Here is a 24828-nt window from a genome sequence, read left to right as displayed (position 1 = left end):
GTTAGGATGCGACCATCGTCCTGTACGGGTCGTTTCAGTCGATGTCCACCAGTCCATACCGCCTGCCGCTCGTCGACCTGCGTGCCGATGATGCGGAAATCGGAAACTACGCAGCGCTGCTCGACAGCCTGAACATCGGCTTGCTCGTGTTCGACGACGACGGCGCGTTGCGCCTGCGCAATGCGCACGCCGACCACCTGCTGGGCGCCGGGCCAGGCATCTGGGAAGATGAAAACGGCCAGCCGCTGGCCGCCGGCGACCGCCTCGAAAGGCAGGTCATACAGACCCGGCAGCCGGTTCGTCAGCGCGCCGTCGGCATCCGGCGTGATCCTGCGGGCGCACGCACCTGGTGCAAGGCCAGCGCCTTTCCCGTGTTTTCCGGGAAAGGCAGCCTGCGCCGCGTTCTCCTGACCCTGGCCGACCTCAGCCAGGACAACCGGCTGGCAACCGAAAACCCGCCGCTGCCGACGCACGACCCGCTCACAGGACTGTTCAGCGAGCGCTACATCTCACTCCTGCTCGACGACGAGGATCGCCGGGCACGGCGTTACGGCACGCCGTTTGCTCTGGCCCTGGTGACCCCCGACCATTATTCCGATTTCTGCGCGAGACACGGAGCGCAGGCGGCTGAGAGCGTACTGGCCCATGTCGGACGCGTGCTCGGCAGGGGCCTGCGCGAATTCGACATGGTGGGCCGCCTTGGCGAAGCGGAGTTCCTGCTGATTCTGCCCAACGTACGCGTCAACGACGCCATGCACGGCCTGGAACGACTGCGCGAAATGGTCGAAAGCAGCCATCCGGGCGATGGCGAGCCGGCACTGACGATCAGCGGCGGCGTCACCGAATGCACCGGCGAGGATGCGGCGGTGCTTATCGAGCGTGTACGCTCATTGCTGGCCAACGCGTGCGAAGCCGGTGGCAACCGGCTGTGCGTCGATCTGGAGATTTTTTGAGCGGCGGGCGGTGCGTCCCGTTGCTCACGACAGATGCGGCAAACCGAGATACTCGCGCGAACGCATCTCGGTGAGGCGGCTGGCGGTGCGAAAGAACTCGCTGGCCTGCGTGCCCTGCGTGTACAGGCCGGCGGGCCCACAGTCGGCGGTGGCAATCAGCTTGACCTTGTGGTCGTAGAAGATGTCGACCAGCCAGGTAAAGCGCCGCGCCTCGGACGACATGCTCGCCGACATGCGTGGAATCCCCGACAACAGTACCGTGTGATGGCCACGCGCCAGTTCGAGGTAGTCATTCTGCGACCGCGGACCACCACACAGCGCCTTGAAATCGAACCAGATCACCCCGTTGCCGCGTCGCAGCGTCGGTATCGGACGTGCCAGGATCTCGATGTTGCCGCCCTGCACTCCTTCGCCGCCGGCCATGGCCAGGAAGTAGTCGGCCATTTTCAGCTCGGCAGCGGCATCCGCCGGATAGTGGAAGATCTCGACCTGCTCCAGCGTCCGCAAGCGATAATCGACGCCGGCGTCGATTTCCAGCACGTCGAGGCGTGACTTGATCAGCGCGATCGTCGGCAGGAAGTTCTCACGCTGCAGGCCGTTCGGATAGAGCTTCTCGGGCGGGTAATTGGAAGTCATCACGAACACCACGCCGCGCGCGAACAGCGCTTCGAGCAGCCGCCCCAGGATCATCGCGTCGGCGATGTCGGAAACGTGAAACTCGTCGAAGCACAGCAGGCGCACTTCACTGGCGATGCGTTCCGCGACCCGCAGCAGCGGATCGCTGCCGCCCTTGAGTTCGTTCAACTGGCGATGGACATCATGCATGAAGGCGTGGAAATGAATCCGCCGCTTGCGACGGTAGGGCACGGCGTCGAAGAAGCAGTCCATCAGGAAGCTCTTGCCACGCCCTACCCCGCCCCAGAAATAGACTCCGCGCGGTACTTCAGGAGGGGTGAAGAAGCGCCGCAGGGCACTGCGCCGGCCAACCTTGAACGACAGCAAATCATAATAGAGACGCTGCAGACGCTCGGCTGCCGCGCGTTGCGCGGCATCGGCAGTGAAATGACGCGCCGCCAGCAGGCGCTCGTAAGCGTCGATCATGCCACGTTCGGGGACTTTGAGTACTCTGTGAGGCATCAGCGTCTTTCCGCTACTCGGAGGAGATCGGGGGTGGGGGGACGGCGCGGCAGGCAGATCGGCACCCGGCACATTAGCCGCGCCACGCCGCTCGCCGCGACGACGCCGACATTCTAGACCATCGCCGGCGAAACGTCCCCATCACGCGGCCCCTGCAGCACCTCCGGGAGCGGCAACAGACTGACGCCCGCGGCCAGCAGCGCCGACCGCACCGCCGTCGCCACGACCACCGCCTGGGGTCCATCGCCATGCACGCAGATGCTGTGAAAGTCCGTGCGGATGCGCTGCCCACCGGCGCTGACGATGCCCCCGGCGTCGCACATGCGCAGGACCTGCGCGACACAGGCCTCGGCGGTATGCAGCACCGCGCCGGGCTGGCTGCGCGGCACCAGACTGCCGGCGTCCGTATACGCCCGGTCGGCGAAAATTTCGGTGGCTACCGGCAACCCGGCGGCCATTCCGGCCAGCGCCAGCTTCGACAACGCCGGCGCCAACAGAATCAGTGATCGATCGAGGCTGCGAATCGCAGAGACCACGCTGGCCGCCAGCGCAGCGTCCTCGCAAGCCATGTTGTTCAGCGCGCCGTGCGGCTTGACGTGCGTCAGCCGCCCGCCTTCCGCCTGTGCGATGCCACCAAGAGCGCCGATCTGGTAGATCAGCATCGCCTCCAGTTCGGCTGCCGAAAGCTGCATGACCCGCCGGCCGAAACCCTGCAGGTCGGGAAACGCCGGATGCGCACCGAGGCTGACGCCGGCGGCCAGCGCCTGCCGGACCGTACGCCGCATCACCAGGGGATCGCCGGCATGAAAACCGCAGGCGATGTTGGCCGCGCCGACGATACGCAGCAGTTCGGCATCGCTGCCCATCTCCCAGGCGCCAAAGCTTTCGCCGAGATCGGCGTTGAGATTGATCCGGCCTGTCATCACTCGTCCCCCGCCGCATCGACTACGCCGCTGACCAGATTCGCGGCATAGATGGCCTGCAGATCGACCTGCCCGGCAAACTCCGTGCATGGCCCGATGTCGTCAATCAGCGCGCGCAGCGCTGCCTCTCGCGCCCGCGCCGCGGTTTCGGCCGCCGCCACCGAGACCGCCGCAAAGCGTACGGCTTCTCCGGGCGCCATCACCGCCAGGCGCGGCAGGTCGGCCGAAATCACCGTCGCGATTTTCGGATAACCGCCGGCGGTCTGGCCGTCGGCGAGCAACACCATTGGCTGGCCCTGAGCGGGGACCTGAATCGAACCAGGCACCGTCGCGTCCGAAGTGATCTCGACGCCACGTTCGGGGCGATGCCTCAGCAAGGCGCCCTGCAGCCGCATGCCCATGCGGTCGGCCGCCGGCGAAACCCGGTAAGGCGCACTCAGGAAGGCCGCGATCGACGGCGCGTCGAAGTAGTCGTCCTGCGGCCCGAGCAGCACGCGAATCGGCGACCCATCGCCAGCGGGCGGCGGGCGCAGGCACCGTTCTCCGCCGCCGCGGCAGGCGGTCGCCGGAATGCGCGCACCAGGCGCCAGCAGCTTGCCGTCAAGGCCACCGAGACCGGCACGTGCATAGGTCGAAGCACTCCCGAACTGGCGCGCAACCCGTATCCCGGCCAGTGCGACGTAGCCCACCCGACCCGCGACCGGCATCCCGCAGCGCAGCACCTCGCCGGGCGCCAGGATCACGCTGCGCCAGGATTCGAGGCGACGACGGCTGCCGGCAGCCACCACCACCGCCGCGAAGGGGCCCGCCAGAGCGAGTCGTAGCGGCGACTCCAGCGCCCGCACCGACAAGCCGCCGGCAAAGAACTCGATCGCCGGCGCGTCTTCGTCATTACCCAGCAGGGCATTGGCCAGGCGCAGCCAGTCCGGCTGCAGCGCGCCGGCACGCGGTACGCCGAGCCGGCGCAAACCGGGCCGGCCCAGATCCTGGATCGACGCCATCGCCCCGGCGCTGACGATCTCCAGCATCGCGCTCATCCGTCGACGGCCGCGTCGAGCAGAAACTCCCGCGGTGGCCATGGTGACGCCCGTCGCTCCGCCATCTCGGCCACCAGTTGGCGATACTCGGCGACTTCGATGGCGCGCCAGCGCACCCGGTCGCCGGGCCGCAACAACGCCGCCTGCGGCCACGCCGCCGAAAACAGGGGCAGCGGGCAGGCACCGATCAGATGCCAGCCACCGGGGCTCTCGTAAGGATAGATGGCGGTCAGCGTGCCGGCGGTCGCCACGCTACCTGCCGGCACACGCAGGCGCGGTTCGCTGCGACGGGGGCGCGACAGCACTGCCGGCAGATCGCCCATGAATGGAAAACCGGGCAGGAAGCCGAGCATGTAGACCTCGCAGGTGAGGCTCGCATGCAGGCGCACCACCTCTGCCGGCGTCAGTCCGCAGGCTGCCGCCAGGTCGCCGAGATCGGGGCCACCAGCGGCGAGCTGATCGCCATAGCAGACCGGCAGTTGCCACAGGCGTCCGCGGCGCCGGTCCAGCGTCACCGGTGCGCCGAGCGCGGCGCGGATGCCGGCCTCGATGGCTGCACGGCTGGTCAGCAAAGGGTCGTAGATGACGGTCAGCGAACGGAAAGTCGGCACCGTTTCGACGACTCCGCGCAGGCCACCACTCGCGATGGCCTCCGACAGGGCCACATCGAGGGCGGACACCGCGGCCAGCAGGCGTCGCTCGACACCGTCGCCGAACTCGATGGTCAGCGCCGTATCGCCGGCGTTGAGGAAACGAAAGCTCATCCTGCCATTATCCCTTCCCGTCGGATTCCCGGCCCACCGACAACCGGCGCGATGGCCGGTATCCGCGCAACCATCGCGACATTCTCCCTGTGCTCGCCTCCCGGGACAAGACCGATGCGCGCCGCACGCCAAAATCACCCTGGCCGGTGTGGATTCGGGTGGCGGAGCGAAGGCATCGGGTTGCCTTGGGTTACACTGCGCCCATGTATGGACCTGATGCCCTCGAGATCCTTTCCCCCGAGCAGTGGCAGGCGTCGCCGGTGAACCGCCGGATCGGTCGGGCCACCGCGGATGATCCGGGGCTGATGCACGCGCCGAGCTGCGAAAACCCATGAAAACCAGTTACCGGGATATCGTCGTCTACACCACCCGCGATGGCTCGGCGATACGCGAGTTGATGCATCCCGCGCGCCATGGCAACGTACGACAAAGCCTCGCCGAAGCGGTCATCCGCCCCGGCGAACAGACGCGCCTGCATCGCCACCAGTGCAGCGAGGAGTTGTACCACGTCACACGCGGCACCGGCATCATGACGCTTGCCGGCGAGACGCTGTGCATCGGCGTCGGCGACACCATCCTGATTCCACCGCAGACGCCGCATTGCGTCGCCGCCACCGGCAACGAGCCGCTGCACATTCTCTGCTGCTGCAGTCCGCCCTACCGCCATGAAGACACCGAGCTGCTTTGACCGGCAGGCGCGTCGCCGCGATGGCGTCGTCGGCACGGCCCACGGCCCGCTCGCGCGCCGGCGCAGAACGATCGTCGACAACGGCGCCGGACAGGAGGTGGCTTTTTTGTAGCATAATCGGCCGCAAATGTTGAAGTCGAGACTTCCTTGATCAAATTTGTCGACCCCAGCCGCTATCACTCGATGAAGGCGACCGGCAAACTGCCGTCACCGAAGGGGGTCGCGTTTTCGATCATCAAGCTGCTGCAGAAAGACGACTTCCGGGTTTCCGATCTGGTGCAGCTGGTCCAGTCAGACCCGGCGATTGCCGGTCGCCTGCTCAAGTTTGCCAACGCCGCGGCTTTCGGGCGGGCGCGGCCGATCGTCTCGCTGCAGCGGGCGATCGTCGCCCTCGGGTCGTTCCGGGTTCGCGACCTGGTGATCGGCCTGTCGGTGATGCACAGCCACACCAGCGGACAATGCCCGGCCTTTGACTACGGGGCTTTCTGGGGGCATTCGCTGGCCACCGGCATTGCCTGCCAGGAACTCGCCCACTTTGCGCAGATCTCCAGCGAGGAGCTGTTCACCATCGGCCTGCTGGCGCGTGTCGGCGAACTGGCCATGGCTTCCCTCTACCCCGAGGAGTACGCGGTGGTACTGCTCAAGGCCAGGGAAACGCAACAGGACCTCGCCGCTCTCGAACGCCAGCGTTTCGACATGGACCACAACCAGCTCGGGGCCACGATGCTCGGCGAATGGGGCTTGCCGGAGATGCTGATTCAGGCCGCCTACCATCATGAGCAACCCGACCTCGCCGGTTTTCGCGACGGCTCGCGCGTGCTCACGCTCACCCACTCGCTGAACTTTGCGCGTTCGCTGGCCGAAGTGTGCATGGCCGACGAGGAATCGCGCTGGAGTCTGCTGCCCGGCCTCCTGACCCGCGCCGCGCGCCTGGGCATCAGCGGCGATGCGCTGAACGACATGGTCGATCGGATGGCCCGCCGCTGGCGCGACTGGGGTGCCATGCTGCAGGTGCGTACCCAGGAGATCCCGCCCTTCGCCGAGATCCTGGCGGCCAGTCCGCCAAGCCGCCGCGTCAGCAGCGTCAGCCCGGAACAGAACGGCAAGGACGCGGCGCCGCGCCTGCGCGTCCAGTTGCTCGGCATTCCGCTGGCGGAGTTGCCCGCCCTGATCCGGCAGATCGAAAGCCTGGGCCACCAGCCGGTCCTCGTGGACAGCACGCCCGAGGGCCTGAAGCAGGCCTTGCGCGAGCCGGCCCAGATCGTGATTGCCGACATGGCCATGCCGGGACTGAAACCGGCCGCTTTCTGCCGCATCCTTCGCCAGACCCCGGCGGGCAAGGAAACCTACGCCCTGCTCCTGGCTTCCCCGGAAAGCGAGGAGCACATCCTTGAGGCCATCGATGCCGGCGCCGACGACGTGCTGGTCAAGCCGCTGAACATCCAGACCCTGCGCGTCCGGTTGAACACCGCCACCCGCATGCTGCGTCTGCGCGAAGAGATCCAGCGCGAACGGCGCGGCATCATGCGCTCAACCGACGAGTTTGCCGTCGCCCACAAACGTCTTCTGCAGGAAGCGCTGACCGACCCCCTGACGCAACTGCCCAACCGCCGCCACGGGCTCGACTTCCTGGCCTCGGAGTGGGCCTTCGCGCAGTCCAACGCCTTGCCGATGGCCTGCCTGCTGCTCGACATCGACCACTTCAAGCGCATCAACGACACCTACGGCCATGCCGCCGGCGACGCGGTCCTGCGCCAGCTCGCGGAGTTGCTCAAGCGAGCCTCGCGCGCCGAAGACCTGGTGTTTCGCTACGGCGGCGAGGAGTTCGCCGCCGTATTGCCGAATGCCACGGCGCGCGCCGCCGTGCAGATCGCCGAGCGGATCCGTTCGGTGGTCGAGAAATACAGCTTTCTCTGGGAAGGTCAGACGATTCCGGTCACCTTGAGCATCGGCGTGGCCAGCCTGCACGGCGCCGAAATGGACAGCCAGGCACTGATCCAGGCCTCCGACGCGGCGCTCTTCGAGGCCAAGCGAAACGGTCGCAACCGGGTCGCTGTCGCCGCCTGACAATTTCAGGGCCGCGCCTCGAACCACAGGTCGCCAAAGCGCGCCTCGACACGCTCGCCGCTGTTGTCGGTATCGGCCGCGACGGCAACACCGGAGATGGCCGGTACCGGCTCACCGAAAGCGACACGGAAATCGGCGGCGACATCGCGAACGACTTCGCGCCACTGTCCGGCATGCCCGTTCCCGGAATCGACGACCAGCATGCGCAGGCGATCGGTGTACGCATTCCACCCCGACTCGCCGCTCGTCTGCGCCGTCCCCCAGACGTAGCACAGCGCCGCCGCCGGCAGATCCGCGCCATGCAGCAGCCGCGCCGCGGCAATCTTCAATCGGTCGGCCACACGCAGACGTTCGGGCGGCAGGTCGAAGAGCACATAGACACGGCCGGCGTAGTCATCGCCGGCCTTGCGCCGCAGATCCGAAGCGGCGACGCTGTTCGACACTCGCCAACGCCATCGCAGCAACGGCGTCGCCGCCGGATCGACGCGCAGCACCACCGCCAGGCTGGACGCCGAATGATCGGACAACACCCGCAACACCGTCACCCCCGCGTCGGCAACCAGGTCGAAGCGGTTCGGCCGCTCAACCGAAGGCAGCGTCTGATGCGTCCATCCCGCCGGCAGGCGCTGGCCCGGTGGCGCCGCGGAGAATCGCGGCAACTCGATACGCCGCGGGCCGTCGCCATCGCTCGCCGCCGCGACGGCAAACCCGCGCATGACGCCCGTGGCGCCGATGGCGGGCAATGCCAGCAGGGTCAGCGCCGCCCGCCGGCGCTGCCTGTTCATCGCTGCCACGCGGCGAACCCCGGCAGCGTCGCCAGACGCGCCAAGTCCTCCGGCCGATCGAGGTCCCACAAGCTGGGCAGTTCACGCCAGCGCAGGCCCAGCGCGGACAGCCGCAGCCGCGTCTGCGCCATCACCCGCTCGCTGCCCCAGTCGATGTCCTCGAACAACCGCGGCTGCGGGCAGCGCAGGCCGACGAGCATGTAGCCGCCATCGTCGACGGGAATGAATACCGCGTCGTTGCCATCCGGCCCCGGGTGCCGCAGCGCCTGCGCCGCCATCACCAGATCCGCGGCGCGCAGAACCGGACAGTCGCAGCCGATCAGCAGCAGCGGGCCGGCCTGCGCCGCGAAGGCTGCGGCCATGCGGGCACCGAGGTCGCCCGCCGGCTGACTGCGCAGATCGATGTCGCAGCGACGCTGCACGGCGCGGAAGAAGCGCTGCCCAGTGTCCGGCGTGGCCCACAGCGTGATCCTGCCCAGTTCCGCGCGCTGTGCCGTGGCCAGCGCCTGCAGCGTCAGGCGACGCTGCAGGCGGGCAGCGCCGGCCGCACCGAGCGCCGGAATCAGGCGCGTCTTTGCCGCACCAGCCTGCGGTGCGCGCGCAAACAGGGCGATGCCCGGTGGTCTAGCGTTGCCGTGGAGCATAGCCATAACGGATAGCCAGCCGCTGCGGGTCCGCGCCAAGAAAATAACTCGCGCGCAGACGCCACATCAACACGATGGTGCGCAACACCCCGTGCTTCTCCCAACGCCGCCCGGAAGTGAGCACCTGCGCGCGCAGGCAGGCCGGCCGCGCGATGCGCTTCAGCAGTTTGGAGAAGGCGATGTCCTCCATCAGTGGTAGCTCGGGAAAGCCGCCCAGGCGCGTAAAGATGTCGTGGCGAACGAAGATCGCCTGGTCGCCGGTGGCAATGCCGCTCAGCCGCGAGCGCCAGTTCATCATCCGTTCCACGAGGCGCAGCAGGGGATGGCGGGCGTCGATACGCACGTCGAAGCGGCCCCACGCCGCACCCGCCGCGATCGCCGCGTGAATCAGCGCGTCGGCGGCCGGCGGCAGCGTCGTGTCGGCATGCAGGAAGAGCAGTACCTGCCCACGCGCGGCACCGGCGCCGGCGTTCATCTGCGCGGCGCGGCCGCGCGGTGCGGCGATCAGCCGGTCGACAAGCGGCCGCGCCAGGACCTGCGTCGCGTCGGCACTGCCGCCATCGACCACCAGCACTTCCGCACCCCGGCGTCGCAAGTCCTGCAAGCGGGCCAACTGGGCCGGAAGCGTCGCCGCTTCGTCGAGCACCGGCAGAATCAGCGACAGCAGGGGACGCTCCGTCGCGTTGTCCCTGTTCGGCACAGGAGTCGCTCGCGAGGGGATCAGCGCAGTCCGAGCACGTCCTGCATGTCGAACAGCCCGCAGGCCCGGTCGGCCAGGAAACGCGCGGCGCGCAGGCTGCCCAGCGCGTAGGGCATGCGACTGCTGGCCTTGTGGCCGATTTCGACGCGCTCGCCCTGGCCACAGAACATGACCGTATGGTCGCCGACGATATCGCCGCCGCGAACGGTGGCGAAACCGATGGTCGACTGCAGGCGCTCGCCGGTCACGCCTTCACGGCCATAGATTGAGCACGCCTTGAGGTCACGGCCGAGCGCCTGTGCCACCACCTCGCCCATGCGCAGCGCCGTCCCCGAGGGGGCGTCGACCTTGTGCCGGTGGTGGGCCTCGACGATCTCGACGTCGTAGCCCTGGTCAAGAATCCGCGCCGCCACGTCGAGCAGCCTGAATACAACGTTGACCCCGACGCTCATGTTCGGAGCGAAGACCACCGGGATTTCCTGCGCCGCAGCCGCAATCGCCTGCTTGCCGGCAGCGTCGAAACCGGTGGTGCCGATGACCATCGCCACCCCATGCCGGCGACAGATGGCGAGGTGCTCAAGCGTCGCCTCGGGGCGCGTGAAATCGATCAGGCAGTTGGCCAGTGCGATGCCCGCGTCACGATCGCTGCTGACCGGCACGCCGCAAGGCATGCCGACCAGTTCGCCGGCGTCCTTGCCCTCGGCGGGTACGCCCGGCTGGTCGAGAGCAGCCACCAGTGTTGCTTCGGTATCGTGCAGCGTCGCCTCGATGAGCATTCGCCCCATGCGACCACCGGCACCGGTAATCGCGATCCGCATCCCATTCATTTCAGAATCCTACGATATCGATCATGCTGCGAAAGAAACCCCGCTCCTCGGGAGGCGGCATCGTGACCGTCGCATCGGTCGGCAACGAACCGAGATCGATTTCCCGGTTGCGGGTTTCCGAGACGATCGTCGAGTCTGACGGCTGCGCGGCCGCGACATCACCGGCCACGCTGATCAGCTTGCCGTCGGCATCGAAGTAGACCGCAAAGCGACGGGTGTCGACCTCTCCGGAGCTCCCCTTCTTCAGCCAGTAGAAATAATCCCAGCGGTTGGCGTGAAACATGTCCATCAACACCGGCGTGCCGAGAATGAAGCGCACCTGATCCCTGGTCAGGCCGGGGCGCAACTGCGAAACCATCTCCTGCGTCAGGACGTTGCCTTGCTGCACGTCGATCCGGTACTCGTTCACGATACGCGGCACCGACGAGCAGGCGGAGAGCAGCCCGAAGGCGATGACGACAGGGGCAAAGCGCGGGAAGATCATGTTCTGGTCGGATGGTGTCGGGGGATCAATAGCCGGCGGGCAGTGGCCAGGAAGCTTCTCGACCGCGACCGAAGCCTGGGTCGAGCCGTTCGAAAGCTGGTGTCAGTGCCTCACAAGCGGCGGCAAGGGTATATCATAACTGAAAACCCTCCCTTCGCAGCCGAACAAGGTAAGCCCGATGAGCAACTCCGAAGACCTCAAGAGCATGGGGCTGAAAGCCACCATTCCGCGCCTCAAGATCCTCGCTCTCTTCGAGAGGACCGAGGTGCGCCATCTTACGGCCGAGGATGTCTACCGGCTGCTGCTCGCCGAAAACCTGGACATCGGCCTAGCCACCGTCTACCGCGTGCTGACCCAGTTCGAGCAGGCCGGCTTGCTTGAGCGCCACTACTTCGAGTCCGGCAAGGCGGTGTTCGAGTTGAGCCCCGGCCAGCACCACGATCACCTGGTGTGTATCGACTGCGGTCGCGTCGAGGAATTCTACGATGCCGAGATCGAGCGCCGACAGACGCGGATTGCCAAGGAGCGCGGCTTCGTGATTCGCGAACACGCCCTCTATCTCTATGCCGAATGCACCAAAACCGACTGCCCGCATCGCGGCAGTCCGGCCAGGAACATCGCGGCGAGCATGAGCAAAGCGCGTCCCGATTAGTTGCCCTGCCTCGGTGATCGCTCATGATAAAGCCTCATTGCCCGTCGATCTCTTCGGCACGTACACGCGCATGGCCAGAACGGGTTCCTTCTCCGGCAACGTTTCCGAAGTCTTCTGTCTGGTATGCGCCGGAAGTCAAACGCTTCATCAAGCGGGTGTTCCGCGACACCGTCGGCCACGCGCGAACCCATGACCAGGTACGTGTGAGGAACTGACGGATTACCGAGTCAGATAAGCGAATTCAGGGACCTTTTGAAAAGTCACCAGGGGAGCAGCATGGACTACCGCAAACAGTTTTTCGTACACCCGGGCACGAAACTCAGCCTGGCTGGGATCGACCCGGAGCAAACCGGCGATCAGGCTTCCGGCGAAGCGGCGCTGCCGGAAATCCAGCGGCACGTCGCACGTATGGCCGAACTGCAGGCCCTGCTCTATGCCGACGGCAAGCAGTCGCTGCTGGTCGTCCTGCAGGCACTCGACGCTGCCGGCAAGGATGGCGTCATCCGGCACCTGTTCAGCGGCATGAACCCGCAGGGCACTTCGGTTGCCGGCTTCAAGCAGCCGAGTGCCGACGAGGCCGCGCACGACTTTCTCTGGCGTGCCCATCAGCGAACACCGGCCAGAGGTGAAGTAGTGGTCTTCAACCGCTCGCATTACGAAGATGTGCTCGTCGTGCGGGTGCACAACCTGGTGCCGCAGGCAGTGTGGTCGCAGCGCTACGCACTGATCAACGATTTCGAGAAGCTCCTGGTCCAGAATGGCACGCGCGTCCTCAAGTTTTTCCTGCACATCAGTCCCGAGGAACAACTCGCGCGTTTCAAGCAGCGGCTCGACGACCCGGCGCGCAACTGGAAGATCAGCGAAACCGACTACTCCGAGCGCACTCTGTGGTCAGACTATGTCGCGGCCTACGAAGAGGCGCTGAGCAAGACCAGTAGCCAGAACGCACCCTGGTACGTCATTCCCGCCAATCACAAGTGGTTTCGCAACCTCGCGATCTCGCAGATCATCGCCGACAGCATGGAAGACATGAATCTCAAGGTGCCGCCGCCGCGCGTCGATCTTGATGCGATCTCCCGGAAGTATCACGCCGCTGCCGCCGAGCAGAAGAAGGCGGGGGGCAAGGCGTCAGCAAGGCCTGCGGTCAAGGAATGAGCAGCCGGTAGAGTTGATCGAGTACCTGGAGGAACAACCGGCACCAGCAGCCAACCAGGACCGCCCGCTCCCGCCAATTACAACAGCAAGGCCACCACGCTGCCACAGGAGAGTGTCGCCAGGGTCCCTGAAATCAGCGTTCGCGGACCGAGTTCGACGATTTCCGAGCGACGTTGCGGGGCGATCGCACACACGCCACCGAGGAGAATCCCGAGGCTTCCGAGATTGGCGAAGCCACACAAGGCATAGGTCATGATGACCCGGCTGCGGGCGCTGAGCACATCCTCGCCCAGTTGAGCCATGTCCAGGTAGGCCACCAACTCGTTGAGCACGGTCTTGGTCCCCAGCAGGGCACCGGCGGCGGCCGACTCCTGCAGCGGGATCCCGGCCATCCAGGCAAGCGGCGCCATCAACCAGCCGAGCAGGCGCTGCAGCGACAACGTCGCCCCGTCCACCCGCGGCAACAGCGCCAGCAGTTGATTCGCGAGGCTGACCAGCGCCACCAGCACAATGAGCATGGCCATGATATTGATCAACAAGGTGGCGCCTTCGCCGGTACCGCGGGTCACGGCGTCCATGACGCTGCTGTCGGTCTGCGGCAAATCCAGATGCCGCCCGGTCGGCACCCCTTCGGGCGGCACCAGAATGACCGCGAAAATGATTGCCGCGGGGGCGCTGATGAACGACGCGGCCAGGATATGGCCCAACGCATCCGGGACGACCGGTCCGAGAATGCTGGCGTACAAGGCCATCACCGTACCGGCCACACCCGCCATGCCCGCGGTGAGGATGATGAACATCTCGCCACGACTGACACTTGCCAGGTAAGGGCGGATCAGCAGCGGTGCTTCGACCATCCCGACGAAGACATTGGCTGCACTCGACATGCCGACCGCTCCGCCGACCCCGAGCGTCTTCTCGAGCAGCACCGAGAAACCCTTGACCAGGACCGGCAGGATTCGCCAGTGATAGAGTACGGCCGACAAGGCACTCATCACCAGCACCACGGGCAGGGCCTGAAAAGCGAGCACGAAACTGGCGCCCGGAGCGGTTTCTGCGTAGGGCAGCGACGCGCCACCGAGGAAACCGAACACCAGCCGGGTGCCGTCGCGCGTGGCCGCGGCAATGGCCAGCAGGATGTCGTTACAGGCGGCAAACAACTCTCTGACACCAGGCAGGCGAAAGATCGTCAGCGCCAGGGCCAATTGCACGCCGATTCCACCAACCACAGTTCGCCAGGGGATGGCGCTTCGCCGGGATGAGAGAACCCAGGCGATGCCGATGAGCAGGAAGTAACCGGCGGCCGCCTGTAATACAGGGTTCAACATGTCGCCTGCACGCTTCCCGCAAGCGTGTTGGCGCGCACTCCGGCCTGGGCAGGCGCTGCTGCATTCACCCGATCGTTCTCTTTCTTCGACGAACTCCGAGTCGTCATTATCCCGGAAACCGGCATGGCTCGTTCGCTTGTGGGCAGAAAACATGCGCCGCGCGAGCGTTTATGGCGCGTCCCGCACGCGCCCTGGAGCGCCACCCGCTCGGCGATAAAGCCAGAGCCAGACCGTTCCCGGGAAAAAGCCCGGCGAAACCGGGCAAATCAATGGTAAAATTTTCCGTTGGTCGACGTGCTCGCCGGTCAACCATTAAACTTCTGGCTCGTTGTAATCATTTCATTGTCGATAAGGAACCCCAACATGAAGAACTCCCTCCTCGTTGCTGCGCTGATCGCTCTTGCTGTTACCGCTTGTGGCAAGAAGGAAGAAGCCAAGCCGGCCGCCGCTCCGGCTGCCGCTCCTGCCGCCGCTGCACCTGCTGCCGCTCCGGCCGCTGCTCCGGCCGCTGCTGTTCCGGCCAGTGCTCCTGCCGCCGCCGGTCAAGCCGCTTCCGACGCTGTCAAGGACGCTGCCAAGCCGGTTGCCGACGCAGCCGCCGAGAAGACCAAGGAAGTTGCCGCTGCCGCCGCGCATGGTGCTGCCGACGCTGCCAAGGATGCAATGAAGAAGTAATTCTCTTCAATACAAGAACACAAAAAAGCCGGCGTCAGCCGGCTTTTTTGTGTTCACACAGCGGCGATCGCTCAGATCAGTTGCCTCCAGCCGAAGCCTCCCTCCTGGTCGGCGACGCCAATCCAGTCATCACTGCAATCCAAAGCCGAAGCGAGCGCCTTGACGGCCAGTTCCGGCCGGTTGTTTTCCTGGCTCAGATGTGCGGCGACCAGATGCTGCAAGCGCTGCGTATCGACCTGCCGCAGCAGTGTCGCCGCCTGATCGTTTTCCAGATGGCCGAAACGCCCGGCAATCCGCTGCTTCAGCGCCGGCGGATAGCGCGACGCTGCCAGCAGCGCCTGGTCGTGGTTGCACTCCAGCACCAGCGCATCGCAGGCACGCAGCACTTCAACGATATGGGGCGTGATGCAACCACTGTCGGTGAGCACGCCAAGACGGTGCCGGCCGTCGCTGAAGGCGTACTGTACCGGTTCGCGGGCATCGTGTGGCACGGGGAAAGGCTGGACTTCGAGAGCACCGATCGCGAAAGGCGTGTGGCCGTCGATCAGACGGCATTCCGGCAGGCACATCTGGCCCCGCGCCGCCACGGCGTGCGTACCATGCGTCAGATACACCGTCAGTTGGTGACGTCGGGCAAAAGCGAAGACGCCGCCAACGTGATCAGCATGTTCGTGCGTCACCACGATGGCGTTCAAGTCGGCCGGCGCAGCGCCCAACCTCGCCAGCCTCGTCGTTGCCGCCCGTGTCGAGAAACCGCAGTCGAGCAGCACCTTCGTCTCGCCGGCATCGACAATCAGGGCATTGCCCTTGCTGCCGCTGCCTAGCGATGCGAAACGGATCACTTCAACTGGTCGTAGAGCAGGTTAAGAATCTTCTTCGAGGTTTCGGACTGATCAACGCCACCCTCCAGCGAGAGCACCTGCACTGTCGACCGACTACCCGCCTCGCCAACGAAGATGCGGAATTGCGTTTGCGCCTTGGCAGCGCTTCCCTTGAAGGGATTCAGGCGGGAAAAGAAGCCATCGTCCTTCTTCTCATTGTCGCTTTCGGGGTCGACGTAACGAACGAAGTACAGACCTCTGGAACGATCCCGGTCTTCCACGGTGAAACCCACACGGTCCAGCGCCAGACCGACTCGACGCCAGGCGCGATCGAACGATTCCTCCACCTCGAGCGTACCGGCGCCGTCGCTGCCCCGCGAGAGCCTGGCCCGCTCGACGGGCTTCTCCTGTACCGCTTGCAGAGCCGCATTGGCCCGCTTCTCTTCGCTACCCAGACGAATCATCAAGCGGCGCAGCATCTCCGCTTCCAGCTCAGGATCCGCCGGACGCGGTTGCCACTTGGTTTGATCCTTGCCTTCGGAAACGTAAATTTCGTACATTCCGCGGTGGCTGATGAAGATGTCGGTAGTCCCCGGCGTGCTTCCCCGTTCCAGACGAGTACGGAACTTGTCGCGCTCGGCGGTTGAATAGACCGAGTCGATCACTTTCCCCAACAGGTTGCGAATGAAGTCCTGTTGTATCTTGGCGCGGTTCTCGGCCCAATCGGTTTCCATTACTCCGGCGTCAGGCAGTTCGAGCTTGATCAGGAAGCCGGTTTCCTGCCAGAACTCCTTGACCGGACCCCAGAGCTTGTCCGGCGAACCTGTGGCCACCAGCCAGCGCTGGGTGCCCGCCCGCTCGATGCGCGCCTGCTCGACTTCCGGGAGGACTTCGCTGTTCTGCTGCGCTCTGGCCTGCGGAGAACGTTCAGCAGTGTAGGCCGAGAAAGTGGCCGTCCCCTTGCCCCCGATATCGGGAACGGCGTAACGGTCATCACGGGTGGGTGAGGTCAGGTCAGGCGGCACCTCCAGCGTCGGTACGGCGCTACCGCTCCCCGCAGTCTTGTACTCGATTCTCTTGGGTTCGAGCAGGGATCCGTTACAGGCAGTGAGCATGACCAGCAGAATGCCCATTCGACAGAGCGAAGCGGGAGGACTCATTTGACGACCCTGACTCTAGACAAGTGCGCCGGCCTGAACCATGGCGGCACGAACACGCGCGTGACAATCCGGCGACAAGGGTGTCAGCGGCAGTCGCAGCCCGCCTTCGATCAGCCCGAGTTCCCGGCACGCCCATTTGACCGGAATCGGATTCGCCTCGCAGAACATCTGTCGATGCAGGCCGAGCAGGCGCGCATTCAATTCCCGTGCGCGACGCGCATCGCCAGCCAGCGCTGCGGCGCACATTTCGTGCATCAAGCGGGGCACGACGTTGGCCACCACCGAGATATCGCCACGCGCGCCCATCAGGATCAATGCACAAGCACTGGCATCATCACCGCTGTAGACGGCAAAACCATCAGGCGCGCGCTCAATCAGTTCGATCCCTCGATCCATGTTGCCGGTGGCGTCCTTGATCCCGACAATGTTCGGAATTTCCGCCAGGCGCAAGGCGGTGTCATTGCTCATATCGGCGACCGTCCGACCCGGCACGTTGTAGAGGATGACGGGAATGTCCACCGCTTCCGCAATGGCGCGGAAGTGGCGATAGAGACCCTCCTGCGTCGGCTTGTTGTAGTACGGCACGACCGACAAGGCCGCACTGGCACCCGCTCGCCTCGCAAATCCGGTCAACTCGATCGCTTCAGCCGTCGAGTTGGCGCCCGTACCGGCAATCACCGGAATGCGGCCGGCGGCCTGATCGACCGCGACCCGGATCAGTTCGCAATGTTCCTGCAGGTTAACCGTCGGTGACTCGCCGGTGGTTCCGACGATGACGATGGCGTCGGTACCCTCCTGCACGTGGAAATCGACCAGACGGCGCAAGCCAGGCAGGTCAAGACTCCCATCCGCGTGCATCGGGGTGACAATCGCTACGATCGATCCAGTAATCATGGTCATGGAGGGCGCCCGAACAATTCCACGGCGGGCTTTCGCCGTGGAAATTAAAACGCTGAATTCTAACCGAAAGCCAGCCGATTGGCGACGAAAAAACGTGCTTCTCCGACGATGGTGAGCACCCCTTGCCGCTGTGGCGAGGGGTCAGATCGCCGCCAGGACCCGGATATGGGCCACTACGCTTCGCGCCAGCGCCGACAGCGAGTATCCGCCTTCGAGCATCGACACGATACGCCCCTGCGCATGCTCCTCGGCAACCTGCTTCATCTGCTCGGTGACCCAGGCATAGTCTTTCTCAAGCAGTTTCAGGCCGCCCATCTCGTCCTCGTAATGTCCGTCGAAACCCGCCGAAATGAACAACATTTCCGGCCGGAATTCGTGCAGGCGCGGCATCCAGAGGTCGCTCACCACCCGCCGGAACTCCTCGCCGTCGGTACCCCTCCCCAGCGGTATGTTGAGCATGTTGGCAGCCGGACTTACGGTACCGCTGTAGGGGTAGAACGGATGCTGGAAGGTACTGACCATCAGGACGCGCGGGTCTTTCTTGAAGCAGTCTTCGGTACCATTCCCGTGGTGGACGTCGAAATCGATCACCGCCACTCGCGACAGGTGATGCGCTTCGAGCGCATGCGCCGCAGCGACGGCGATATTGTTGAAAAAACAGAAGCCCATCGCCGCCGCACGCTCGGCATGATGGCCGGGGGGACGAACCGCGCAGAACGCATTTTCGACATCGCCGGCCATCACCAGGTCAACCGCCTTGACACCCGCACCGGCGGCGCGCAAAGCTGCCTGCCAGGTATATCGGTTCATCGCCGTGTCCGGGTCCAGGTGGACGATACCCAACTCCGGCGCGGCACGCTTCAGACGCTCCAGATGGGCTGCGGTATGCACGCGTTTGAGCTGCTGGAAGGTCGCCGGCGGCGCTTCGTGGTAGGAAAAGTACGAATCCAGCCCTTGCGCAATCATGTGATCGCTGATGGCGTGCAAGCGCTCCGGAGTTTCCGGATGGTACGACCCCATGTCGTGCAACTGGCAGTCGCTGTGGCTGATGAATGCAGTGCTGGTCACTGTAGCCTTTCTGTCGTAGACGGCAGTCGCCGGGGCGCCTGGATCCACGGTAAATCGAGTTATTCGCTAATGGTTTATTATCGTCCCAATTGCGCCACCACGACAAGCCATGCCAACCATGCCAGCCACTTCCAGCCCGCCTGCAGTCGGCGAGATCCTTACCGCCGCCAATGCCGTAATTCTCGGAAAACCCGCCCAAACCCGCCTTGCACTCTGCTGCCTGCTGGCAAAAGGCCACTTGCTGATTGAAGATCTGCCCGGCGTGGGCAAGACCACCCTGGCGCACACCCTCGCCCGCCTGCTCGGCTTCCAGTTCGCGCGCGTCCAGTTCACCAGCGACATGCTGCCGGCGGACATCCTCGGCGTATCGATCTTCGACCGCGAGCGCGGCAACTTCAGGTTCCTCCCCGGACCGGTATTTTCCCAGGTGCTGCTCGCCGACGAGATCAACCGCGCCACACCGAAAACGCAGAGCGCCCTGCTCGAAGCCATGGAAGAGGGGCAGGTCACCACCGAGGGCGAAACCCGCCCGCTGCCGCAACCTTTCTTCGTGATTGCCACACAGAATCCTTCCAATCAGGTGGGAACTTTCCCATTGCCGGAATCGCAACTCGACCGCTTTCTATTACGCATCGAACTGGGCTACCCGGACCACGATGCCGAGCGCTCGCTGCTCGAAAGCGGCGGGCGACGTGCACAGTTGCCGGCACTGAGTGCCTGCCTCGGTGCCGGTGAATTCGCCCAACTGCAACAACGGGCGGCGGCCATCCACACTTCGCCGGCCTTGCTCGACTACCTGCAACTGCTGGTTGAGGCCACCCGCAAGCAGCCACGCTTTGTCCATGGGCTGAGTCCGCGCGCCGCCTTGTCACTGCTTTCGGCTGCACGCGCCTGGGCCTTCACCGGCGGCCGTCAGATGGTACTGCCGGAAGACGTGCAGGCCGTCCTGCCGGCTGTCGCCCGCCACCGCCTGCGCCTGGTCAGCGGCAGCCATGCCGGTGCAGAAGATATCGCCGCGCTGATTCACTCCGTGCCGCTGCTCTGATGCGGCTGACCGAGAGCTTCCAGCGCTGGCTGTTCCGGGTGGCTCGTGACGAGCAACTGCCAATCGTGCTCAGCCAACGCCGAATCTTCATCGTGCCGACACCTGGCGGTATCCTTTTCGCCGTCGTCCTGGCGGTGATGCTGATCGGAGCCATCAACTACAACCTGAGCCTCGGACACGCGCTGATCTTTCTGCTCGCCGGACTCGGACTGGTGGCGATGGTGCACACCTTTCACAACCTTTTCGGCTTGCGTCTGACGCCAGGACGCGTGCAGCCCACATTTGCCGGCGATCTGGCGCACTTCCCGCTGGAGCTCGAAAATGTTCGCCGGCAATCGCGACGCGCGCTCGAGTTTTCCTTCCGGGATCAGCCGATGGTGACCTTTGACCTCGCCGCGGAAAGCCGCGCGACAGTCGCCATTCCCTGGGCGACACAGCGGCGTGGCCGCGTCGACCCCGGCCGCGTGACGCTCGCGACGCGGTATCCGCTCGGCCTGTTGCGGGCCTGGAGTTACCCCTATCCACCGTTCTCCTGCGTGGTCTATCCGCGTCCGATCCGGACACCGCTGCCACCACCTTCGCCGGGAGCACAGACCGACCATCACCATGGCGACAGCGGGCAGGAAGACTTCGCCGGCCTGCGCCCCCGCCAGATCAGCGACCCGACACGGCATATTGCCTGGAAGGCAGTCGCCCGCCGTTCCGACGAGCAGGTCCTGCTGGTCAAGCAGTTCTCGGGAGGAGCAAGTGACGAACTGTGGCTCGACTGGTCGTTGACCCCGGTAGACCGCGGCGAAGAGGATCGCCTGTCGATACTCGCCGGCTGGATTCTCGCCGCTGACGAGCAGCAGGCGCGCTACGGGTTACGGCTGCCGGGACAGCAAATCGCGCCCTCCCAGGGCAATACACACCGCGCGAGTTGCCTGCAGGCCCTCGCCTTGTACGGTGAAAGCAGGCCAACGGGTGGGCACTAGGCCGCCGCAACAACTAGTCGAACACGCTGCCGTACCCTGGCTGCTGGCGGTCGCACTGGCGACCGCCGGGCCGCACGCCGGGCACCTGCCGTTGTGGCTATCGCTGCTGGTCGGCGGCGCCCTGCTCTGGCGAGCCTGGCTGTGGTTTCAGGGGGGCCAACTCCCGCCACGCTGGTCGCTGGCCTTGCTGGTGATCGGCGCCGTCGCCGGCATCGGCTGGCAATTCCACAGCTTGCTCGGCAAGGACGCGGGGGTGGCCATGCTGGTCGTCTTCATGGCCCTCAAACCACTCGAGATGCGCAGCCCGCGCGACGCGCTGGTGATCATCATGCTCGGCTATTTCCTGCTGCTGACCCATTACTTCTACTCGCAGAGCATTCCCACCGGATTGTGGCTGCTGACGGCGATGGCGCTGCTGACCGCCACCCTGATCAGGCTCCACGGGGGAGCCCAGCCGCTCGCCGCCATCGCCCGTTACGCGGGTCTGCTGCTGCTGCAGGCGCTCCCTTTCATGTTGATTCTTTATCTGCTTTTTCCGCGCGTTGCCGGCCCACTGTGGGGCTTGCCGCAGGATGCCTATGCCGGACTCAGCGGCCTGTCCAACCAGATGTCACCCGGCTCGATCAGCAACCTGATCCAGTCGGGCGCGATTGCCTTTCGCAGCCAGTTCGTCGGCGAGTTGCCGGAGAAATCCGAACTCTACTGGCGCGGCCCGGTATTCGATGCCTACGACGGGCTGACCTGGACCGCCCGCCCGCGCAACGCCCCCCTGCCCGCTCCAGTCATCGAGGCCATCGGCTCGTCACATGCCTACTCGAGCATCCTCGAAGCGCACAACCAGCGCTGGCTGTTGGCTCTCGACGTACCCACCCGCCTCCCGCCCGACAGTTCGCTGGCGCCCACCCTCGAAGTCCTGGCACGTGAACCGCTGCGCGTCCGTTCCCGGTTTTCGTTTACGTCGACACTGGATTACCGAGCCAACCGCAGTGAAACGTCGGAAGCGCTGCAGCAGGCACTGACCCTGCCGCCAAAGCTCAACCCGCGCACGCGCGCCCTGGCCGACGAGTGGAAATCGCGCCCTCCGGAAAAGATCGCCGAAGCGGCCCTGGCGATGTTCCGCAATCAGCAGTTCCACTATACCCTGCGCCCTCCGCTACTTGGCCCCGACGCGATGGACGAGTTCCTGTTTGTCGCGCGACGCGGCTTCTGCGAGCATTACGCATCAGCCTTCGTATTCCTGATGCGCGCAGCGGGTGTTCCGGCGCGGGTGGTGGCGGGCTATCAGGGCGGCGAAGTCAATCCGGTAGACGGTTATCTCACCGTGCGCCAGTCCGACGCGCACGCCTGGGCCGAAATCTGGCTTGCCGGGAAAGGCTGGGTACGCGTCGATCCCACCGCAGCGGTCGCCCCTTCGCGCATCGAACAAGGGATCGTCGCCGCGCTGCCCGCGGGCGAACCGCTGCCGACCTTCGTTCGACTCGATGCACAGTGGATGCGCCAGTTGCGCAATCGCTGGGAAGCGGCAAACAACACCTGGAACCAGTGGGTGCTCGGTTACAATCCGCAACGCCAGCGTGAGGTGCTGGCACGACTGGGCTTGACGGACCCCGACTGGCGGAGCATGAGCGCCTGGCTGGCCATGCTCTGTGGTGTGCTGCTGCTGGCAGTCACGTTGTGGACTCTGCCGAAGCGCCGCCCCGCCGACCCCGTGCTCCGCGCCTGGAAAGCATACTGCATGCAACTCGACCGGCGCGGCGTAAGACGCGCCGAATGGGAAGGACCCATCGCTTTCGCTCAACGTGTCGCCGACGCGAGACCCGATCTTGCCGCACTCACCCACGAAGCCGCCGGCTGCTACGCCGAGTTGCGGTATGGCCGAGGCGGCGGCGAACAACTCCGTCTACTGCAACAATGCATACACCGATTGCCTCCGCAAGGCACGTGAATTTCGTAACACATGCAGCCCGCAGGACAGGCATGCCGATTTGACGCAACCACGAGCAGGCCCACGCCAGCGACAGCGGGCGCGATACCGACGCCACCCAAGCAACTTTGACGCCAAAGGAGAAAAGCCGTTTGAACAAGAGATTTGCCACCCTGCTGGTCGGGCTGCTCGGCGGCCTGCTGCCACACCCCGGATACAGCCAGCAGGGGCCAGCATTCAGCCAGGACCCGGAGGTCAGGGCCTTCATCGTCGACATGCACGAACAGCACGGCTTCGACATTGCCCACCTGACTCGCCAATTCGCCTCCATCCGACCAAACACGGTCGTGCTGCGAGCCATCCGGCCGGCGGCGGTGCCCGAACAACAGCGCTCATGGCAACGCTATCGCGAGCGCTTCCTGACCAGTACACGCGTCGACGGCGGTCGCGCCTTTTGGCAAAGACATGCAGTCGATCTGCAGCGCGCCGCAGCGACCTATGGCGTTCCGCCCGAAGTCATCGTTGCCATCATCGGGGTAGAAACGGTGTACGGCCAGAATATGGGCAGCTTCGGGGTTCTCGAAGCCCTCGCTTCGCTGGCCTTCCAGTACCCGCCGCGAGCCGATTTTTTCCGCAGCGAACTGGAGCAGTTTCTACTCCTGGCACGCGAGAACGGCGTCAGCCCACTGTCCATCAAGGGCTCCTACGCCGGCGCCATCGGTATCCCGCAATTCATGCCCAGCAGCCAGCGCCGCTTTGCCGTCGACTTCGATGGCGACGATCGTATCGACCTGCGCAACAGCAATAGCGACGCCATTGGCAGCGTCGCCCGTTTTCTGCAGCAGCATGGCTGGCAGCAAGGCGCTCCGATAGCCGTCCCGGCCACTGTCACTGGCGATCCGGCGGCACTCATCGCCGCTGGCATCAAACCCGCATTGAGCGTCCAGGAAATGGCCGCCTACGGGGTCCACGCAGTTGCTGACGCGGAACGAGCAGCGGCGCTGATCGACCTGGTGACGCCTGGGGTGGCAACCGAATACTGGCTCGGATTCGACAACTTCTACGTGATTACCCGCTACAACCGCTCGAGCTTCTACGCGATGGCCGTCTTCCAGCTCGCAGAATCTCTCAGGGAAGCCCACGCTCGCGTCACGACCAGTCGTTAGAACAGATTGTCGCGAGTCACGCCGCCGCGCTTGATGATGCGGCGAAGATGGTCGAGTGCTTCAATCTGGATCTGGCGAACGCGTTCACGGGTGAGATTCAGGTCGAGTGCAATTTCCTCAAGGGTGCAGGCCTCGCCGTCAGCAAGACCGTAACGACGTCGCAGCACCTGCTGCTGTTTGTCGGCAAGCTGCCCGACCCACTTTTTCAGCAAGTCTCCGATTTCGTTGGACTGCAACAGCTCATCGACATCAAGCGCGCCTTCGTCGGCGATGACGTCGCCCATCGTTCGGCTGGGGTCCACCTGCAGAGGCGTGTCGAGCGATGCGATACGCTCGTTGAGCGTCATCACGCGCCGAACATCCTCTACCGAACGGTCGATCAGATGCGCGATCTGGTCGATCCGAATCTCCCGCCCGTTGTCCGACTCCAGATGTCGCATGGCGCGCAGCACGAGGTTGATTTCCTTGACCACATGCACCGGCAGGCGGATCGTGCGCGACTGGTTCATGATTGCGCGCTCGATGCTTTGCCTGATCCACCAGGTCGCGTAAGTCGAGAACCGGAATCCACGCTCGGGATCGAACTTTTCGATGGCGTGGATCAGACCGAGGTTCCCTTCCTCGATCATGTCGAGCAGGGGAACACCACGGTTGAGATAGTGCTTGGCGATGTTGACCACCAGCCGCAGATTGTGCTCGATCATCTTCTGCCGCGCCACGAACTCCCCCGCACGCGCGCGCCGTGCCCAGGCAGCCTCCTCGGTCGGCGAAAACAGCGGCTTGGCGCCGATCTCGTTCAGGTAGTGCTGCGTCACGTCATTGAGAAGTTCCCCCTCGGGCGAATACGCCGGATCGGGCGGGGGTGCAGCCTCGTCGCCGGAATACTCCGGCTGCAGGAGATCGTATTCGAAGGGGTTCCGCTCAGGATCCGAATCGAAAGGTTCCGACATG

The 24828-nt window shown here is 64.9% G+C and carries 25 protein-coding genes; 10 read left to right on the top strand and 15 right to left on the bottom strand.

Annotated features, from left to right (window positions below; all coding sequences use genetic code 11):
* Positions 1–41: 41 nt before the first annotated feature.
* On the top strand, positions 42–953 hold the full coding sequence (locus AC15MQ_RS01815; RefSeq protein ID WP_483079136.1) for a GGDEF domain-containing protein: 912 nt from the start codon (positions 42–44) through the stop codon (positions 951–953).
* Between the two features lie 24 nt (positions 954–977).
* On the opposite strand, the gene zapE is transcribed toward AC15MQ_RS01815, so the two are convergent.
* The 4 genes from zapE to pxpB form a co-directional block, all read right to left on the bottom strand.
* Positions 978–2090: a cell division protein ZapE gene (gene zapE, locus AC15MQ_RS01810; RefSeq protein WP_287653094.1), complete on the bottom strand. Its 1113-nt coding sequence runs from the start codon at positions 2088–2090 to the stop codon at positions 978–980.
* Positions 2091–2203: 113 nt separating this feature from the next.
* Complete coding sequence (locus tag AC15MQ_RS01805) at positions 2204–3013, bottom strand: LamB/YcsF family protein (protein ID WP_287653095.1); 810 nt, start codon at positions 3011–3013, stop codon at positions 2204–2206.
* Positions 3013–4050, bottom strand: a complete 1038-nt coding sequence (locus AC15MQ_RS01800) for a 5-oxoprolinase subunit C family protein (protein ID WP_483079135.1) — start codon at positions 4048–4050, stop codon at positions 3013–3015. The genes AC15MQ_RS01805 and AC15MQ_RS01800 overlap by 1 nt, the downstream gene beginning before the upstream one ends.
* Positions 4047–4814 (bottom strand): 5-oxoprolinase subunit PxpB, encoded by a 768-nt coding sequence (gene pxpB / locus AC15MQ_RS01795; RefSeq protein WP_332336287.1) that lies wholly within the window; start codon positions 4812–4814, stop codon positions 4047–4049. Before pxpB ends, AC15MQ_RS01800 begins: the two co-directional genes overlap by 4 nt.
* Before the next feature lie 331 nt (positions 4815–5145).
* Between pxpB and AC15MQ_RS01790 the strand changes: the two genes are divergently transcribed.
* Together AC15MQ_RS01790 and AC15MQ_RS01785 are read left to right on the top strand one after the other, a co-directional pair.
* On the top strand, positions 5146–5502 hold the full coding sequence (locus AC15MQ_RS01790) for a cupin domain-containing protein (protein ID WP_332336288.1): 357 nt from the start codon (positions 5146–5148) through the stop codon (positions 5500–5502).
* A 147-nt stretch (positions 5503–5649) separates the two neighbouring features.
* Complete coding sequence (locus AC15MQ_RS01785) at positions 5650–7569, top strand: GGDEF domain-containing response regulator (protein WP_287670688.1); 1920 nt, start codon at positions 5650–5652, stop codon at positions 7567–7569.
* 5 nt (positions 7570–7574) lie between these two features.
* On the opposite strand, the gene AC15MQ_RS01780 is transcribed toward AC15MQ_RS01785, so the two are convergent.
* From AC15MQ_RS01780 to AC15MQ_RS01760, 5 genes are read right to left on the bottom strand one after another with little or no spacing between them, the layout of a single operon-like run.
* Positions 7575–8354: a DUF3047 domain-containing protein gene (locus tag AC15MQ_RS01780; RefSeq protein WP_483079134.1), complete on the bottom strand. Its 780-nt coding sequence runs from the start codon at positions 8352–8354 to the stop codon at positions 7575–7577.
* Positions 8351–9004 carry a TIGR04282 family arsenosugar biosynthesis glycosyltransferase gene (locus tag AC15MQ_RS01775; protein WP_483079133.1) on the bottom strand — a complete coding sequence of 218 codons (654 nt, stop codon included), beginning with the start codon at positions 9002–9004 and terminating at the stop codon, positions 8351–8353. The genes AC15MQ_RS01780 and AC15MQ_RS01775 overlap by 4 nt, the downstream gene beginning before the upstream one ends.
* Positions 8979–9698 (bottom strand): TIGR04283 family arsenosugar biosynthesis glycosyltransferase, encoded by a 720-nt coding sequence (locus AC15MQ_RS01770; protein WP_287653102.1) that lies wholly within the window; start codon positions 9696–9698, stop codon positions 8979–8981. Before AC15MQ_RS01770 ends, AC15MQ_RS01775 begins: the two co-directional genes overlap by 26 nt.
* A gap of 20 nt (positions 9699–9718) precedes the next feature.
* Positions 9719–10525 carry a 4-hydroxy-tetrahydrodipicolinate reductase gene (dapB, locus tag AC15MQ_RS01765; protein ID WP_287653103.1) on the bottom strand — a complete coding sequence of 269 codons (807 nt, stop codon included), beginning with the start codon at positions 10523–10525 and terminating at the stop codon, positions 9719–9721.
* Position 10526: 1 nt separating this feature from the next.
* A complete protein-coding gene (locus AC15MQ_RS01760; RefSeq protein ID WP_287653104.1) occupies positions 10527–11009 on the bottom strand; it encodes an outer membrane protein assembly factor BamE in 483 nt (160 codons plus the stop codon).
* Positions 11010–11187: 178 nt separating this feature from the next.
* On the opposite strand from AC15MQ_RS01760, the gene fur reads away from it, so the two are divergent.
* Both fur and AC15MQ_RS01750 read left to right on the top strand, forming a co-directional pair.
* Positions 11188–11661 (top strand): ferric iron uptake transcriptional regulator, encoded by a 474-nt coding sequence (fur, locus tag AC15MQ_RS01755; protein ID WP_287653105.1) that lies wholly within the window; start codon positions 11188–11190, stop codon positions 11659–11661.
* 276 nt (positions 11662–11937) lie between these two features.
* Positions 11938–12816, top strand: a complete 879-nt coding sequence (locus tag AC15MQ_RS01750) for a polyphosphate kinase 2 family protein (RefSeq protein WP_287653106.1) — start codon at positions 11938–11940, stop codon at positions 12814–12816.
* 77 nt (positions 12817–12893) lie between these two features.
* On the opposite strand, the gene AC15MQ_RS01745 is transcribed toward AC15MQ_RS01750, so the two are convergent.
* A complete protein-coding gene (locus tag AC15MQ_RS01745; protein ID WP_287653107.1) occupies positions 12894–14144 on the bottom strand; it encodes a NupC/NupG family nucleoside CNT transporter in 1251 nt (416 codons plus the stop codon).
* Between the two features lie 363 nt (positions 14145–14507).
* Here AC15MQ_RS01745 and AC15MQ_RS01740 point away from each other — a divergent pair, with 363 nt between their 5' ends.
* Positions 14508–14819 (top strand): hypothetical protein, encoded by a 312-nt coding sequence (locus tag AC15MQ_RS01740; protein ID WP_287653108.1) that lies wholly within the window; start codon positions 14508–14510, stop codon positions 14817–14819.
* A 71-nt stretch (positions 14820–14890) separates the two neighbouring features.
* Here AC15MQ_RS01740 and AC15MQ_RS01735 read toward each other — a convergent pair whose 3' ends face one another.
* The 4 genes from AC15MQ_RS01735 to AC15MQ_RS01720 form a co-directional block, all read right to left on the bottom strand.
* On the bottom strand, positions 14891–15658 hold the full coding sequence (locus AC15MQ_RS01735) for an MBL fold metallo-hydrolase (RefSeq protein WP_287653171.1): 768 nt from the start codon (positions 15656–15658) through the stop codon (positions 14891–14893).
* Positions 15658–16800, bottom strand: coding sequence for an outer membrane protein assembly factor BamC (gene bamC, locus AC15MQ_RS01730; protein ID WP_287653109.1), 1143 nt, complete (start codon positions 16798–16800; stop codon positions 15658–15660). Before bamC ends, AC15MQ_RS01735 begins: the two co-directional genes overlap by 1 nt.
* Before the next feature lie 15 nt (positions 16801–16815).
* The gene (gene dapA, locus AC15MQ_RS01725; protein WP_287653172.1) at positions 16816–17694 is read right to left on the bottom strand and encodes a 4-hydroxy-tetrahydrodipicolinate synthase; all 879 of its coding nucleotides are present in this window, start codon (positions 17692–17694) and stop codon (positions 16816–16818) included.
* A gap of 147 nt (positions 17695–17841) precedes the next feature.
* The gene (locus AC15MQ_RS01720; RefSeq protein WP_287653110.1) at positions 17842–18768 is read right to left on the bottom strand and encodes a histone deacetylase family protein; all 927 of its coding nucleotides are present in this window, start codon (positions 18766–18768) and stop codon (positions 17842–17844) included.
* Between the two features lie 118 nt (positions 18769–18886).
* Between AC15MQ_RS01720 and AC15MQ_RS01715 the strand changes: the two genes are divergently transcribed.
* From AC15MQ_RS01715 to mltB, 4 genes are all read left to right on the top strand, one after another.
* Entirely contained in the window at positions 18887–19813 is a 927-nt protein-coding gene (locus tag AC15MQ_RS01715) for an AAA family ATPase (RefSeq protein WP_483079227.1), read from the top strand.
* Positions 19813–20787: a DUF58 domain-containing protein gene (locus tag AC15MQ_RS01710; protein ID WP_483079132.1), complete on the top strand. Its 975-nt coding sequence runs from the start codon at positions 19813–19815 to the stop codon at positions 20785–20787. Before AC15MQ_RS01715 ends, AC15MQ_RS01710 begins: the two co-directional genes overlap by 1 nt.
* Positions 20777–22732, top strand: coding sequence for a transglutaminase TgpA family protein (locus tag AC15MQ_RS01705; RefSeq protein WP_483079131.1), 1956 nt, complete (start codon positions 20777–20779; stop codon positions 22730–22732). The genes AC15MQ_RS01710 and AC15MQ_RS01705 overlap by 11 nt, the downstream gene beginning before the upstream one ends.
* A gap of 131 nt (positions 22733–22863) precedes the next feature.
* Complete coding sequence (gene mltB / locus AC15MQ_RS01700; RefSeq protein ID WP_287670666.1) at positions 22864–23877, top strand: lytic murein transglycosylase B; 1014 nt, start codon at positions 22864–22866, stop codon at positions 23875–23877.
* On the opposite strand, the gene rpoS is transcribed toward mltB, so the two are convergent.
* Positions 23874–24827, bottom strand: a complete 954-nt coding sequence (gene rpoS, locus AC15MQ_RS01695; protein ID WP_483079130.1) for an RNA polymerase sigma factor RpoS — start codon at positions 24825–24827, stop codon at positions 23874–23876. The two genes, mltB and rpoS, sit on opposite strands and share 4 nt — an antisense overlap.
* Between the last annotated feature and the right edge of the window lies 1 nt (position 24828).

The organism is Candidatus Accumulibacter propinquus, assembly GCF_056856495.1.
The sequence above is the reverse complement of the archived record's forward strand: the minus strand, read 5'-3'. Positions and strand labels throughout refer to the sequence as shown.

Excerpts from the sequence above, each read along its gene's own strand:
- dapA (WP_287653172.1), bottom strand. The coding sequence starts at position 17,694 with ATGATTACTGGATCGATCGTAGCGATTGTCACCCCGATGCACGCGGAT.
- AC15MQ_RS01760 (WP_287653104.1), bottom strand. The coding sequence starts at position 11,009 with ATGATCTTCCCGCGCTTTGCCCCTGTCGTCATCGCCTTCGGGCTGCTC.
- rpoS (WP_483079130.1), bottom strand. The coding sequence starts at position 24,827 with ATGTCGGAACCTTTCGATTCGGATCCTGAGCGGAACCCCTTCGAATAC.
- AC15MQ_RS01790 (WP_332336288.1), top strand. The coding sequence starts at position 5,146 with ATGAAAACCAGTTACCGGGATATCGTCGTCTACACCACCCGCGATGGC.
- AC15MQ_RS01750 (WP_287653106.1), top strand. The coding sequence starts at position 11,938 with ATGGACTACCGCAAACAGTTTTTCGTACACCCGGGCACGAAACTCAGC.
- AC15MQ_RS01740 (WP_287653108.1), top strand. The coding sequence starts at position 14,508 with ATGAAGAACTCCCTCCTCGTTGCTGCGCTGATCGCTCTTGCTGTTACC.
- AC15MQ_RS01780 (WP_483079134.1), bottom strand. The coding sequence starts at position 8,354 with ATGAACAGGCAGCGCCGGCGGGCGGCGCTGACCCTGCTGGCATTGCCC.
- dapB (WP_287653103.1), bottom strand. The coding sequence starts at position 10,525 with ATGAATGGGATGCGGATCGCGATTACCGGTGCCGGTGGTCGCATGGGG.
- AC15MQ_RS01710 (WP_483079132.1), top strand. The coding sequence starts at position 19,813 with ATGCGGCTGACCGAGAGCTTCCAGCGCTGGCTGTTCCGGGTGGCTCGT.
- AC15MQ_RS01775 (WP_483079133.1), bottom strand. The coding sequence starts at position 9,004 with ATGGCTATGCTCCACGGCAACGCTAGACCACCGGGCATCGCCCTGTTT.
- AC15MQ_RS01745 (WP_287653107.1), bottom strand. The coding sequence starts at position 14,144 with ATGTTGAACCCTGTATTACAGGCGGCCGCCGGTTACTTCCTGCTCATC.
- AC15MQ_RS01715 (WP_483079227.1), top strand. The coding sequence starts at position 18,887 with ATGCCAGCCACTTCCAGCCCGCCTGCAGTCGGCGAGATCCTTACCGCC.
- AC15MQ_RS01815 (WP_483079136.1), top strand. The coding sequence starts at position 42 with ATGTCCACCAGTCCATACCGCCTGCCGCTCGTCGACCTGCGTGCCGAT.
- AC15MQ_RS01805 (WP_287653095.1), bottom strand. The coding sequence starts at position 3,013 with ATGACAGGCCGGATCAATCTCAACGCCGATCTCGGCGAAAGCTTTGGC.
- fur (WP_287653105.1), top strand. The coding sequence starts at position 11,188 with ATGAGCAACTCCGAAGACCTCAAGAGCATGGGGCTGAAAGCCACCATT.
- zapE (WP_287653094.1), bottom strand. The coding sequence starts at position 2,090 with ATGCCTCACAGAGTACTCAAAGTCCCCGAACGTGGCATGATCGACGCT.
- AC15MQ_RS01800 (WP_483079135.1), bottom strand. The coding sequence starts at position 4,050 with ATGAGCGCGATGCTGGAGATCGTCAGCGCCGGGGCGATGGCGTCGATC.
- pxpB (WP_332336287.1), bottom strand. The coding sequence starts at position 4,814 with ATGAGCTTTCGTTTCCTCAACGCCGGCGATACGGCGCTGACCATCGAG.
- bamC (WP_287653109.1), bottom strand. The coding sequence starts at position 16,800 with ATGAGTCCTCCCGCTTCGCTCTGTCGAATGGGCATTCTGCTGGTCATG.